13 protein-coding genes are annotated in these 13,646 nt (G+C 72.6%); 12 read left to right on the top strand and 1 reads right to left on the bottom strand.

Features of this window, described 5'->3' with window-relative positions:
* Both ABD086_RS12035 and ABD086_RS12040 read left to right on the top strand, forming a co-directional pair.
* Window positions 1-1,054 (top strand): hypothetical protein (locus ABD086_RS12035; protein WP_343907770.1); only part of this gene is annotated, 1,054 nt, incomplete at its 5' end.
* Between the two features lie 97 nt (window positions 1,055-1,151).
* On the top strand, window positions 1,152-1,625 hold the full coding sequence (locus ABD086_RS12040) for a hypothetical protein (RefSeq protein WP_343907771.1): 474 nt from the start codon (window positions 1,152-1,154) through the stop codon (window positions 1,623-1,625).
* 2 nt (window positions 1,626-1,627) lie between these two features.
* Here the strand turns inward: ABD086_RS12040 and ABD086_RS12045 are convergent, their stop codons facing one another.
* On the bottom strand, window positions 1,628-2,029 hold the full coding sequence (locus tag ABD086_RS12045; RefSeq protein WP_343907772.1) for a PPOX class F420-dependent oxidoreductase: 402 nt from the start codon (window positions 2,027-2,029) through the stop codon (window positions 1,628-1,630).
* A 52-nt stretch (window positions 2,030-2,081) separates the two neighbouring features.
* Here ABD086_RS12045 and ABD086_RS12050 point away from each other — a divergent pair, with 52 nt between their 5' ends.
* The 10 genes from ABD086_RS12050 (at window position 2,082) to ABD086_RS12095 (ending at window position 13,558) form a co-directional block, all read left to right on the top strand.
* Entirely contained in the window at window positions 2,082-3,092 is a 1,011-nt protein-coding gene (locus ABD086_RS12050; protein WP_343907773.1) for an NADPH:quinone reductase, read from the top strand.
* Between the two features lie 136 nt (window positions 3,093-3,228).
* Window positions 3,229-3,783: a bifunctional pyr operon transcriptional regulator/uracil phosphoribosyltransferase PyrR gene (gene pyrR / locus ABD086_RS12055; protein WP_343907774.1), complete on the top strand. Its 555-nt coding sequence runs from the start codon at window positions 3,229-3,231 to the stop codon at window positions 3,781-3,783.
* Window positions 3,780-4,736 carry an aspartate carbamoyltransferase catalytic subunit gene (locus ABD086_RS12060; protein WP_343907775.1) on the top strand — a complete coding sequence of 319 codons (957 nt, stop codon included), beginning with the start codon at window positions 3,780-3,782 and terminating at the stop codon, window positions 4,734-4,736. Before pyrR ends, ABD086_RS12060 begins: the two co-directional genes overlap by 4 nt.
* On the top strand, window positions 4,733-6,022 hold the full coding sequence (locus ABD086_RS12065) for a dihydroorotase (RefSeq protein WP_343907776.1): 1,290 nt from the start codon (window positions 4,733-4,735) through the stop codon (window positions 6,020-6,022). Before ABD086_RS12060 ends, ABD086_RS12065 begins: the two co-directional genes overlap by 4 nt.
* Window positions 6,019-6,831 carry an alpha/beta fold hydrolase gene (locus ABD086_RS12070; RefSeq protein WP_343907777.1) on the top strand — a complete coding sequence of 271 codons (813 nt, stop codon included), beginning with the start codon at window positions 6,019-6,021 and terminating at the stop codon, window positions 6,829-6,831. The genes ABD086_RS12065 and ABD086_RS12070 overlap by 4 nt, the downstream gene beginning before the upstream one ends.
* A 62-nt stretch (window positions 6,832-6,893) precedes the next feature.
* Window positions 6,894-8,033: a glutamine-hydrolyzing carbamoyl-phosphate synthase small subunit gene (gene carA, locus ABD086_RS12075; RefSeq protein ID WP_343907778.1), complete on the top strand. Its 1,140-nt coding sequence runs from the start codon at window positions 6,894-6,896 to the stop codon at window positions 8,031-8,033.
* Complete coding sequence (carB, locus tag ABD086_RS12080) at window positions 8,033-11,326, top strand: carbamoyl-phosphate synthase large subunit (protein ID WP_343907779.1); 3,294 nt, start codon at window positions 8,033-8,035, stop codon at window positions 11,324-11,326. The genes carA and carB overlap by 1 nt, the downstream gene beginning before the upstream one ends.
* Window positions 11,323-12,321 (top strand): quinone-dependent dihydroorotate dehydrogenase, encoded by a 999-nt coding sequence (locus ABD086_RS12085; protein ID WP_343907780.1) that lies wholly within the window; start codon window positions 11,323-11,325, stop codon window positions 12,319-12,321. The genes carB and ABD086_RS12085 overlap by 4 nt, the downstream gene beginning before the upstream one ends.
* Window positions 12,318-13,130, top strand: a complete 813-nt coding sequence (pyrF, locus tag ABD086_RS12090) for an orotidine-5'-phosphate decarboxylase (RefSeq protein ID WP_343907781.1) — start codon at window positions 12,318-12,320, stop codon at window positions 13,128-13,130. The genes ABD086_RS12085 and pyrF overlap by 4 nt, the downstream gene beginning before the upstream one ends.
* On the top strand, window positions 13,127-13,558 hold the full coding sequence (locus ABD086_RS12095; protein ID WP_343907782.1) for a hypothetical protein: 432 nt from the start codon (window positions 13,127-13,129) through the stop codon (window positions 13,556-13,558). Before pyrF ends, ABD086_RS12095 begins: the two co-directional genes overlap by 4 nt.
* Window positions 13,559-13,646: the final 88 nt, after the last annotated feature.

Genomic DNA, 13,646 nt, shown 5'->3' on the forward strand with positions numbered 1-13,646 from the left:
GCCGCCGCCGTCGTCCCCGCCGCCGGCGTACCGGCCGCCCGTCCAGGCCCAGCCGGTCGCCGCGGAGCCGGTGCCCGCCGACCCGGCGACGCCGGCGGGGGAGGGCGAGGTCCGGCGGTTCATGACCGCGACCGACTTCCTCGACCGCCGCGACGCCGAGCAGGATCACGGTCCGGCGACCTGGGGCTGGCGGGGCGCCCTGCGCCGCTGGAGCGGCGGGCTGGTCAACCCGAAGATGGGGCCGGCCGAGCGCGAGTACGAGGACAACCGCCGGACCATCCAGCGGGACTTCGACGGCCCCCGGACCATCGCCTTCATCAACCCCAAGGGCGGGGCCGCCAAGACCACCGGCGTGCTGGCCGCCGGCTACACGTTCGGCACCGTCCGGGGTGGCGGCGTCGTCGCGTGGGACAACAACGAGACCCGCGGCACCCTCGGCATCCGGGGCACCCGCAGCACGCACCGCAACACCACGCGCGAGCTGCTCGAGGACCTCGAGCGGTTCACCGACGTCTACCAGTCGCGGATCGGCGACCTGGGCGCCTTCGTCCGGTCCCAGGGCGACGCGCACTTCGACGTCCTCGCCTCCGACGAGCGTCCCGACGTCACGGGCACGATCCGCGCGCAGGACTTCGACGCGGTCCACAAGCTGCTGGAGCGCTTCTACCGGGTGATCCTCATCGACACCGGCAACAACATGCGGGCCGAGAACTGGCTCGCCGCGGCCGGCGCCGCCGACCTGCTCGTCGTCACCTCGACCGTCCGCGAGGACACCGGCTACAGCGGTCTGTGGATGCTGGACGCGCTCCAGGACGCCGGGTACCAGAACCTGAAGTACAAGGCGGTCACGGTGCTCTCCGACCCGTCCGCGCAGGTCGACAGCAAGCTCGCCGACGACCTGGTCGACGTCTACCAGCAGCGCACCCGCGGGGTGTACCGGGTGCCCTACGACCCGGCGCTGGTGGCCGGCTCGGTGGTGCCCTACGCCCAGCTGTCCGAGAACACCCGGATGCAGTGGCTCAAGGCCTGCGCCGGGATGGCGGCCGCCCTCTGATCCGCCGGGCCGCCGCTTCTGGTTTTCTCGGGGAGTCAGAAGCGGCGGGCCGGTGCTCGTCGGACGACCGGTCCGGCGTCGACGTACCCTCGTCGTCGTGACCGTCGTCCAGATCCCCGAGCGCCGCGGCCTGCTGCGCCGGCGCCCGCGCCCCGAGCGCGGCGCGTTCGCCTGGGACCGGACGTCGTGGCGGCGCTGGTCGGGCCGCCGCTGGGCCAAGCCGGTGTTCTCGCTCCAACCCGAGCTGCTCGTCCGCGAGGCCGGGCCGGACACCTGGCCGCGCCTGCCGCAGGACCGGCTGGACCGGCTGGACCGGGGCCTCGCCCTGGCCGTCGAGCGCCAGGTCGGCGAGAACGCCGCCCGCGTCGACCACGAGGGTCCGCACGGCGTGGTGCTCGCCTACCAGCGTCCGGTCTCCCACCTCCTGCACGCGCTGCTCACCCTGCTCACCGGCGGGCTCTGGGGAGTCGTGTGGATCGTGGTCGCGGTGAACCGCCGGTACGACCGGGTGCGCCTCGAGATGGACCCGTACGGCCACGTGTGGGCGGTCCCGCTACCGCCGCGGGGCTAGCCCTAGCGCGCCTCGCCCCAGCCGTGCCACCGCTCGATCGCCATCCAGGCGGAGACCCGCGGCGACTCGCGGTCCGGGTAGGGCCGACCCGTGTAGTGGGTGCTGAGCCGGTCGATGTCGACGAGCCCCTCGTCGTCGTACATCTCCTCGATCCGGCCGACGAGCGAGACGTGGGTGTACCAGTCCGCCTCGTCGAGCACGGTGAGCGACACCCGCGGGTCGCGGCGCAGGTGCTGCAGGCGGACCCGGGTGTGGTCCATGTTGAGCAGGATCCGGTCGCCGTCGAGCAGGTACCAGGTCGCGACCGTGACCGGTGCGCCGTCGGACCGCAGCGTCCCCACCACGGAGGGGTTCGGCCTCTCCAGCAGCGCTCGCACGTCGTCGGGGAACGGGAGCTCGGGCATGGAACCTCCTGCTGTCGGGTTACCTCCACAGGTGTCCCGAGAAGAGGAAGTCATGCGCGCAGTCGTCTACCACGAGCCCGGTCCGTCCTCCGTCCTGCAGGTCGTCGAGCGCGACCTCCCCGAGCCCGGCCCGGGGGAGGTGCGGGTCCGGCTGGTCCGGGCGGGGGTCAACCCGACCGACTGGAAGTTCCGCGCCGGGATGATGAGCGGGTACGACGAGGTCACGCCCGGCCAGGACGGCAGCGGCGTGGTCGACGCCGTCGGCCCCGGCGTCACCGGTCTCTCGGTCGGCGACCGGGTCTGGCTGGTGCTCGCCCAGCACGGCCGCGCGTACGGCACCGCCGCCGAGTACACCGTCCAGCCGGCGAGCCACGTGATCCCGCTCCCGGACAACGCCGACTTCGACCTCGGCGCCAGCCTCGGCGTACCCGCGGTGACCGCCCACCGGGCGCTGACGGCACACGAGGGTGGGCCCACGCGCCTCGGCCCGGGCGCCCTCGACGGCCGGGTCGTCCTGGTCGCCGGGGGAGCGGGCGCCGTCGGCAACGCCGCGATCCAGCTCGCCCGCTGGTCCGGCGCGACCGTCGTCGCGACGGTCAGCAGCGACGAGAAGGGTGCCCTGGCCGTCGCCGCGGGCGCCCACCACACCGTGAACTACCGGGCCGGCGATCCGGCCGAGGCGATCCGGACGTTCTGCCCGGACGGCGTCGACATCGTGGTCGAGGTGGCCCCGGCCCAGAACATCGGGCTCGACGTGGACGTCGTGAAGGTCCACGGCCTGGTGAGCATCTACGCCAACAACGGCGGCGACGAGATGACGATGCCGCTCCGCGCGGCGTTCTCCAAGAACCTGCGCTTCCAGTTCCTGATCCTCTACACGCTCGCCGAGGAGCTGGTGGCGGCCGCGACCGAGGACATCCGTCGCGCGGTCGCCGACGGCGCGTTCCGGGTCGGCGAGGACGCCGGGCTCCCGCTGCGCCACTACCCGCTCGAGGAGACGGCGGCCGCGCACGACTCGGTCGAGGGCGGCGCCGTCGGCAAGGCGCTGCTCGACGTCTCCTGACCGGGTCGTCCGCCCGAGGGCGGCGTATGCAAGCGCGAGAGGCGGACGACCCATCCCAGGCTGGGGTAGGGTTCCTCTCGACATCGACATCCTTTAACGAGCCGTCCCGTGAGGCGGAGAAGGAGGTCCGAGGCACTTGCCTGCACCTGCCACCGAGCGCGTCGTCCTCGACGAGCGCGACATCTCCCGGGCGCTGACCCGCATCTCGCACGAGATCCTCGAGCGCAACAAGGGCGCCGCCGACCTCGTCCTCCTCGGCATCCCGAGCCGCGGCGTCCCCCTGGCCCGCCGGATCGCCGAGCGGATCGCCTCCGTCGAGGGGTTCGACGTGCCCGTCGGCTCGCTCGACGTCACGATGTACCGCGACGACCTGCGGTTGAAGCCGGCCCGGGCGCTGCTCCCGACCGAGATCCCGAACGGCGGCATCGACGACCGCACGGTCGTCCTGGTCGACGACGTGCTGTTCTCCGGCCGCACCATCCGCGCCGCGCTGGACGCGCTGAACGACATCGGCCGGCCGCGGGCGGTCCAGCTCGCGGTCCTCGTCGACCGCGGCCACCGCGAGCTCCCGATCCGCGCCGACTTCGTCGGCAAGAACCTCCCGACCTCGCTGGTCGAGCGGGTGCGGGTGACCCTCGCGGGCGTCGACGACGCCGACGCGGTGACGATCGAGGGGACGGTGGGCGCATGAAGCGGCACCTGCTCAGCGCGGCCGACCTGAGCCGCGACGACGCCGAGCTGGTCCTGAAGACCGCCGCCGAGCTGCGTGAGCTCGCCGACCGGCCGATCAAGAAGCTGCCCGCGCTGCGCGGCCGCACGGTGGTCAACCTGTTCTTCGAGGACTCCACCCGCACCCGGATCAGCTTCGAGGCGGCGGCCAAGCGGCTCTCCGCGGACGTCATCAACTTCGCCGCCAAGGGCTCCAGCCTGTCCAAGGGCGAGAGCCTGAAGGACACCGCGCTGACCCTCGAGGCGATGGGCGCCGACGCGGTCGTCGTCCGGCACGGCGCCAGCGGCGCCCCGCACCGCCTCGCGCACTCCGGCTGGGTCCGCTCCAGCGTCGTCAACGCCGGCGACGGCACCCACGAGCACCCCACCCAGGCGCTGCTCGACGCGTTCACGATGTGGCGGCATCTCGCCCCTTCGAGCGGGGGGAGCCTGGACGGCCGCCGGGTCGCGATCGTCGGCGACGTGCTGCACAGCCGGGTCGCCCGCTCCAACGCGCTGCTGCTCAACACGCTCGGCGCCGAGGTGACGCTGGTCGCGCCGCCGACGCTGTTCCCGGTGGGCGTCGAGAGCTGGCCGGTCGAGACGTCGTACGACCTCGACGGCGTGCTGCCCAAGGCGGACGCCGTGATGATGCTGCGGGTCCAGCGCGAGCGGATGAACGGCGGGTTCTTCCCCACCGCGCGCGAGTACTCCCGTCGCTACGGGCTCGACGGCCGCCGGATGGCGACCCTGCAGGACCACACGATCGTCATGCACCCCGGCCCGATGGTGCGCGGCATGGAGATCACCGCGGACGTCGCCGACAGCGACCGGTCCGTGATCGTCGAGCAGGTCACCAACGGCGTCGCCGTCCGGATGGCCGTCCTGTACCTGCTGCTGGGCGGCTCCGAGCCCGCCGTCGGAGGAGAAGAGTGAGCGAGCGAAGCTACCTGATCAAGAACGTCTCCGTCCTCGGCGGTACGCCGACGGACCTGCTGCTGCAGGACGGCGTGATCGCCGCCGCGGGCGACGCGCCCGCGGACGCCGAGGTCGTCGACGCGACCGGCCTGGTCGCGCTGCCCGGCCTGGTCGACCTGCACACCCACCTCCGCGAGCCCGGCCGCGAGGACGCCGAGACCGTCGAGACCGGCACCCGCGCCGCAGCGCTCGGCGGCTTCACCGCCGTGCACGCGATGGCCAACACCGAGCCGGTCGCCGACACCGCGGGCGTGGTCGAGCAGGTGTTCCGCCTGGGCCGGGAGGCCGGGTACTGCGACGTGTTCCCGGTCGGCGCCGTGACGGTGGGCCTGCGCGGCGAGCAGCTCGCGGAGCTGGGCGCGATGGCCGACTCGGCCGCCCGGGTCCGGGTGTTCTCCGACGACGGCAAGTGCGTGAGCGACGCGGTGCTGATGCGCCGCGCGCTCGAGTACGTCAAGGCGTTCGACGGCGTCGTCGCCCAGCACGCCCAGGAGCCGCGCCTCACCGAGGACGCCCAGATGAACGAGGGCGACCTCTCCGGGCGGCTCGGCCTGGCCGGCTGGCCGGCGGTCGCCGAGGAGGCAATCATCGCCCGCGACGTGCTGCTCGCCGAGCACGTCGGCTCGCGGCTGCACGTCTGCCACGTCTCCACCGCCGGGTCCGTGGAGCTGATCCGGTGGGCGAAGTCGAAGGGCGTCGACGTGACCGCCGAGGCGTGCCCCCACCACCTGCTGCTCACCGACGAGCTCGCGGCGACCTACGACCCGATCTACAAGGTCAACCCGCCGCTGCGCACGGCCGCCGACGCCGAGGCCCTGCGCGCGGGCCTGGCCGACGGCACCATCGACATCGTCGCCACCGACCACGCGCCGCACCCGCACGAGGACAAGGACTGCGAGTGGGCCGCCGCCGCCTTCGGGATGCTCGGCCTGGAGACCGCGCTGTCCGTCGTCCAGCAGACGATGGTCGACACGGGCCGGCTCGACTGGGCGGGCGTGGCCGAGCGGATGTCCTACGCGCCGGCCCGGATCGGGCGGGTCTCGGACCGGCACGGCCGGCCGGTGGCCCCCGGCGAGCCCGCGAACGTCGTCCTGTACGACCCGGCCGCGCGCCGCACCATCGACCCGGCCGCGTCCGCGAGCCTGAGCCGCAACACGCCGTACCGCGGGATGGAGCTGCCCGGCCGGGTGGTCGCGACGTTCCTGCGGGGCAGGGCGACCGTCCTCGACGGCAAGCTGCAGTGAGGGTCGCGCACGGACGCGCAGCGCTCGCCGTCGAGCAGCACGGTGAGACCGGCCCTGACGTCCTGCTCCTGCACGCGGGCGTCACCGACCAGCGCTCGTGGCGGTCCGTGGTCGACCGGCTCGCCGGCTCGGCGCGCTGCGTGTCCTTCGACGCGCGAGGCTACGGGCTGACGACGTACGACCGTGAGGACGGCTGGTCGCCGGTGCGCGACGCCCTCGCCGTGCTCGACGCGGTCGGTGTGGAGCAGGCGGTCGTGGTCGCCTGCTCGATGGGCGGCCGGACGGCACTCGACCTGAGCCTCGCGCACCCGGAGCGCGTGGCCGGTCTGGTGCTCATCGCGCCGGCGATCAGCGGTGCACCGGCGCTGACGTCCGACGACGTCGACGAGCCGGTCCGACAGCTGGACGAACTGATCGACGCGGCCGACGAGGCGGGTGACCTCGTCGAGGTCAATCGGCTCGAGGCCCACCTCTGGCTCGACGGCCCGCTCGAGGCGGAAGGTCGGGTCGCGGGTGCGGCTCGCGAGCTCTTCTTGGAGATGAACGGCATCGCGCTCGCTGCCGTCGACCCCGGTGCTCAGGCGGACCTCGAGCCGGCTTGGCCGCGGCTCGGCGAGATCCGCGTTCACACACTGGTGCTGGTCGGCGAGCACGACCTGCGGCACTTCCACGACCGGGCGCGCCATCTCACCGACGCAATCACCGGCGCCGAGCAGCGCATCCTCCCCGGAGTGGCCCACCTGCCGCACCTCGAGGACGACCTGACCACCCTGGACATCATCGAGGAGTTCGTCACGGGCGGTTGGTAGGGTTACCCCAGCTCGAACATCCTTTAACGATCCGTCCTGTGAGGCGGAGAAGGAGGTACGGCGTGCCGCTGCATGCCACTGCACCGACCGGCGCGATCCTCGTCCTCGAGGACGGCCGGACCTTCCACGGCGAGTCGTACGGCGCCGAGGGCGAGACGTTCGGCGAGGCCGTCTTCAACACCGGCATGACCGGCTACCAGGAGACGCTCACCGATCCCTCCTACCACCGCCAGGTCGTCGTGATGACCGCACCGCACGTCGGCAACACCGGCGTCAACGACGAGGACCCGGAGAGCCGCCGGATCTGGGTGGCCGGGTACGTCGTGCGCGATCCCGCGCGCCGCTCGTCCAGCTGGCGCGCGCGCCGCACCCTCGACGACGAGCTGCGTGAGCAGGGCGTGGTCGGCATCTCCGGCGTCGACACTCGTGCGCTCACCCGCCACCTGCGCGAGCGCGGCGCGATGCGGGTCGGCATCTCCTCCACCGAGACCGACCCGGCCGCGCTGCTCGAGCGGGTCCGCGCGTCCGGCGAGATGGCCGGTGCCGAGCTGGCCTCGGAGGTCTCCACGCAGGAGCCCTACGTCGTGCCCGCCGTCGGCGAGAAGCGGTACACCGTCGCCGCCCTCGACCTGGGCATCAAGTCCATGACCCCGCACCGGATGGCCGAGCGGGGCATCGAGGTGCACGTGCTGCCGGCCACCGCGAGCCTCGACGACATCCGGGCCACGAACCCGGACGGCCTGTTCTACTCCAACGGCCCCGGCGACCCGGCCGCGACCACCCACCAGATCGAGGTGCTCCAGGGCGCGCTCGGTGCGGGCATCCCGTACTTCGGGATCTGCTTCGGCAACCAGCTCTTCGGCCGGGCGCTCGGCTTCGGCACCTACAAGCTCAAGTACGGCCACCGCGGCATCAACCAGCCCGTCATGGACCGCACGACCGGCAAGGTCGAGGTGACCGCGCACAACCACGGGTTCGCCGTGGACGCCCCGCTCGACGGCAGCACGACCACGCCGTACGGCGAGGCGAGCGTCAGCCACGTGTGCCTCAACGACGACGTCGTCGAGGGCCTCGAGCTCCGCGGCGCGGACGGGAGGCTCACGGGCTTCTCCGTGCAGTACCACCCCGAGGCCGCGGCCGGCCCGCACGACGCGGCGTACCTCTTCGACCGCTTCACCGACCTGATGGGGGGGAACGCCTGATGCCGAAGCGCGACGACATCAAGTCCGTGATGGTGATCGGCTCCGGGCCGATCATCATCGGTCAGGCCTGCGAGTTCGACTACTCGGGCACCCAGGCCTGCCGGGTCCTCAAGGCCGAGGGCCTGCGGGTGATCCTGGTCAACTCCAACCCGGCCACGATCATGACCGACCCGGAGTTCGCCGACGCGACGTACGTCGAGCCGATCACGCCCGACTTCGTCGAGAAGGTGATCGCCAAGGAGCGCCCGGACGCGCTGCTGCCGACGCTGGGCGGGCAGACCGCTCTCAACGCGGCGATCGCGCTGCACGAGCGCGGCGTGCTGGAGAAGTACGGCGTCGAGATGATCGGCGCGAGCTTCGACGCGATCCACCGCGGCGAGAACCGCGAGCTGTTCAACGGGATCGTCGAGAAGGTCGGCGGCGAGGTCGCCCGCAGCTTCGTGTGCCACACGCTCGAGGACTGCGAGAAGGCCGTGGCCGAGCTCGGCTACCCGGTGGTCGTGCGGCCGTCGTTCACCATGGGCGGCACCGGCTCGGGCATCGCGTACGACGAGGGCGACCTGGCCCGCATCGCCGGGGCCGGCCTGGCGGCGAGCCCCACCACCGAGGTGCTGATCGAGGAGTCGATCATCGGGTGGAAGGAGTACGAGCTGGAGGTGATGCGCGACCAGGCCGACAACGTCGTGATCGTCTGCTCGATCGAGAACCTCGACCCGATGGGCGTGCACACCGGCGACTCGATCACCGTGGCACCGGCGATGACGCTCACCGACCGCGAGTACCAGCACCTGCGCGACCTGGCGATCGGCATCATCCGCGAGGTCGGGGTCGACACCGGCGGCTGCAACATCCAGTACGCCGTCAACCCGGTCGACGGCCGGGTGATCGTGATCGAGATGAACCCCCGCGTCTCGCGGTCCTCCGCGCTGGCGTCGAAGGCCACCGGCTTCCCGATCGCGAAGATCGCGGCCAAGGTCGCGATCGGCTACACCCTCGACGAGATCCCCAACGACATCACCCGGGAGACGCCGGCGAGCTTCGAGCCGACGCTCGACTACGTGGTCGTGAAGGTGCCGCGGTTCGCGTTCGAGAAGTTCCCGGGTGCCGACCCGGTGCTCACCACGCACATGAAGTCGGTCGGTGAGGCGATGGCGATCGGCCGCAACTTCACCGAGGCGCTCCAGAAGGCGCTGCGCTCCCTGGAGCGGCAGGACGCGTTGTTCGACTGGCACCAGGAGTGGGTCGACCTGGACAAGGCCGCGCTGCTGGAGGAGATCCGCGCGCCGCACGACGGCCGGCTCAAGAAGGTCATGGACGCGATCCGCGCCGGCGCCACCCCCGAGGAGATCTTCGAGGCCACCGGCATCGACCCGTGGTTCGTGGACCAGCTGATGCTGATCAACGAGGTCGCCGCCGAGGTCACCGCGGCCCCGGAGCTCACGCCCGAGCTGCTGCGCAAGGCCAAGCGGCACGGCTTCTCCGACGTGCAGATCGGCAAGATCCGCGGGATGACGGCCGACGTCGTCCGCGGGGTCCGGCACGCGCTCGGCATCCGGCCGGTCTACAAGACCGTCGACACGTGCGCCGCCGAGTTCGCGGCGGCCACGCCGTACCACTACTCGTCGTACGACGAGGAGACCGAGGTCGAGCCGCGCGAGCGGCCCGCCGTGATCATCCTCGGGTCCGGGCCGAACCGGATCGGCCAGGGCATCGAGTTCGACTACTCGTGCGTGCACGCCTCGCTGACGCTGTCCGAGGCGGGCTACGACACGATCATGGTCAACTGCAACCCGGAGACGGTGTCGACCGACTACGACACCTCCGACCGCCTCTACTTCGAGCCGCTGACGCTCGAGGACGTGCTGGAGGTCGTGCACGCCGAGGAGCAGGCCGGCCCGGTCGCGGGCGTGATCTGCTCGCTGGGCGGCCAGACCCCGCTCGGGCTCGCGCAGGGACTCAAGGACAACGGCGTCACCGTCCTCGGCACCTCGCCGGAGGCGATCCACCTCGCGGAGGAGCGGGGCGCGTTCGGCGCCGTGCTCGCCGACGCCGGGCTGCCGGCGCCGAAGTACGGCATGGCGACCAGCTTCGCGGACGCCCAGCGGATCGCGGCCGAGATCGGCTACCCGGTGATGGTGCGCCCGTCGTACGTCCTCGGCGGCCGCGGCATGGAGATCGTGTACGACGACGCCGCCCTCGAGGACTACATCGCCCGCTCGACGGAGATCGGGCCCGCCCACCCCGTGCTCGTGGACCGGTTCATCGACGACGCCGTCGAGATCGACGTCGACGCGCTCTACGACGGCGAGGAGCTCTTCCTCGGCGGCGTGATGGAGCACATCGAGGAGGCCGGCATCCACTCCGGCGACTCGTCGTGCGCGCTGCCGCCGATCACGCTGGGTCACGCCGAGATCGCCCGGATCCGCGAGGCGACCGAGGCCATCGCGCGCGGGGTCGGGGTGCGCGGCCTGCTCAACATCCAGTTCGCGCTCGGCTCCGACGTCCTGTACGTCCTGGAGGCCAACCCGCGCGCCAGCCGCACCGTGCCGTTCGTGTCGAAGGCGACGGCCACGCCGCTGGCCAAGGCGGCGGCCCGGGTGATGCTCGGCGAGTCGATCGCCTCGCTGCGGGCCGGTGGGCTGCTGCCCGCCACCGGCGACGGCGGCGACCTCCCGGCCGACCAGCCGATCGCGGTCAAGGAGGCCGTGATGCCGTTCAACCGGTTCCGCACCCCGGACGGCAAGCAGGTCGACACCGTGCTCGGGCCGGAGATGAAGTCCACCGGCGAGGTGATGGGCTTCGACGCCGACTTCGGCACCGCCTTCGCGAAGGCGCAGGCCGGCGCGTTCGGGCCGCTGCCCACGTCCGGCAAGGTCTTCGTGAGCATGGCGAACCGCGACAAGCGGCACATGATCTTCCCGATCAAGGTGCTCGCCGAGCACGGCTTCGAGATCCTCGCGACCCAGGGGACCGCGGAGGTGCTGCGCCGCAACGGCGTGGCGGCGACCGTGGTGCGCAAGCACTGGGAGGGCGCCGGACCGCAGGGCGAGAAGACCACCGTGGAGCTGATCCTCGACGGCGAGATCGACCTGGTGATCAACACGCCGAACGGCTCCGCGAGCGGCGGCTCGACCCGCGCCGACGGCTACGAGATCCGCACCGCCTCGGTCGTGGCCAACATCCCGTGCATCACCACGGTCCAGGGGCTGGGGGCCGCGGTCCAGGGCATCGAGGCGATCCGGCGCGGCGAGATCGGGGTCCGCTCACTGCAGGACTGGGCGACGCGGGCGTGACCTACCGGGCGCTGTTCGACCACGTCCTGACCCGGACCGATCCCGAGAAGGCGCACCACGCCGCCTTCCGGGCGATCCGGGCGGCGCGGCCGGCCGCGCGCCTCGTGGGTACGCCGGGCACCCCGGTGCGGGCGCTCGGCCTGACGTTCCCGAACGTGCTGGGCCTGGCCGCGGGCTTCGACAAGAACGCCGTGGGCATCGACGGCCTCGGCGCGCTCGGGTTCGGCCACGTCGAGGTCGGCACGGTCACCGGCGAGCCGCAGCCCGGCAACCCGGGGCCGCGGCTGTTCCGGCTGCCCGACGACCGCGCGGTGGTCAACCGGATGGGCTTCAACAACGACGGCGCCGAGGTGGTCGCGCGGCGGCTCGCGGCGCGTGGTCGGCGCCCGGGGCCGGTCCTGGGCGTCAACATCGGGAAGTCGAAGGTGGTCCCGGAGGAGGAGGCGGTCCGCGACTACGAGAAGTCCGCGCGGCTGCTGGCGCCGCACGCCGACTACCTGGTCGTCAACGTCAGCTCGCCCAACACCCCGGGGCTGCGCAACCTGCAGGCCGTGGAGAAGCTCGAGCCGATCCTGACCGCGGTGCAGCGGATCGCCGAGGGGGTGCCCCTGCTGGTGAAGATCGCCCCCGACCTGGCCGACGACGACGTCCTCGGGGTCGCCGACCTCGCGCTCGCGATCGGGCTGGACGGCATCATCGCCACCAACACCACCATCTCCCGCGAAGGGCTGCGGACCCCCGCCGCGCGGGTGGCCGAGATCGGCGCCGGCGGGCTCTCCGGCCGGCCGCTGACGGCGCGCGCCCTGGAGGTGATGCGGCTGCTGCGCCAGCGGGTCGGCCCCGACCTCACGCTGGTCGGCGTCGGCGGCATCACGACGGTCGAGGACGCCCGGGCCCGCATCGACGCGGGCGCGACCCTGCTGCAGGGCTACACCGCGTTCGTCTACGAGGGCCCGCTGTGGCCGCGCCGGATCATCAGGGGAGTGCAGTCATGAGCAGCTTCGGCACCCGGCTCCACGCCGCGATCGAGGACCGCGGCCCGTTCTGCGTCGGGATCGATCCGCACGCGGGGCTCCTGCAGGAGTGGGGGCTGGCCGACGACGTGGCCGGGCTCGAGACCTTCGCACTCACCGTGGTCGAGGCGGTCGCCCCGCACGTGTCCGTGGTCAAGCCGCAATCGGCCTTCTACGAGCGCTTCGGCAGCCGCGGCGTCGCCGTCCTGGAGCGCGTGGTCGCCGAATCGCGCGCGGCCGGCGCGCTGGTGCTGCTGGACGTCAAGCGCGGCGACATCGGCTCCACCAGCCAGGCGTACGCCGACGCGTACCTCGACCCCACCTCGCCCCTCGCCTCCGACGCGATCACGGTCAGCCCGTTCCTCGGGTTCGGCTCGCTCGACCCGATCGTCGACACGGCGCGCCGCCACGACGCCGGGGTGTTCGTGCTCGCCCTCACCTCCAACAAGGAGGGCCCCGAGGTGCAGCACGCCCGGGTCGACGGGGGCACGGTCGCCGGCCGGATGCTCGACCATCTCCGCCGCCTGAACGCCGACGCGTCGCCGCTGGGGTCGTTCGGTGCGGTGGTCGGCGCCACGATCGGCTCGACCGACGAGGACCTGGCCTTCAACGGCCCGGTGCTGGCGCCGGGGTTCGGGGCGCAGGGCGGGACGGTCGCCGACGTACGCCGCCTCTTCGGCGCCGCCGCCGCGGTGCTGCCGAGCTCCTCGCGCGAGGTGCTCCGTCTCGGTCCCGACCCGGCCGCGATGCGGGACGCGGTGCTGCGCACCAACGAGGAGCTGCGCTCGTGAGGCGTCTCCTGGTCGCCGTGCTGCTGCTCCCGCTGCTCGCGGGCTGCGGGTCGAAGCAGGACGAGTACTGCGGCGCGGTGAAGGACCACCAGACCGAGCTCAGCGACATCGTCGGCAGTGGCGGCCCGGACGCGCTGCTGCGGGCGCTGGACATCTTCCGCGACCTCCAGGACAAGGCGCCCGGCGACATCACCGACGAGTGGCAGCAGGTGGTCACCAGCATCGAGGGGCTGCAGAAGGCGCTCGAGGACGCCGGCGTCGACCCGGCGACGTACGACCGCGCGCACCCGCCCGCCGGGCTGTCCGCCGAGGACAAGGCCCGGATCGACGCCGCCGCGAAGGCGCTCGGCAGCGGCACCACCCTCCGCGCCTTCCAGGACCTCGACCAGCAGGCCCGCGACGTGTGCAAGACCCCGCTGACGCTGTAGGGAATGGTGACGGCTTCCGCCGGCGCCCGCCGGTGCCCTCGATTGCTGGCCCCGAACACTTCTGACTAGTGTGACCTCTCACCGGCCG

It is taken from the genome of Nocardioides aquiterrae (genome assembly GCF_039526625.1).
GTDB lineage: Bacteria > Actinomycetota > Actinomycetes > Propionibacteriales > Nocardioidaceae > Nocardioides > Nocardioides aquiterrae.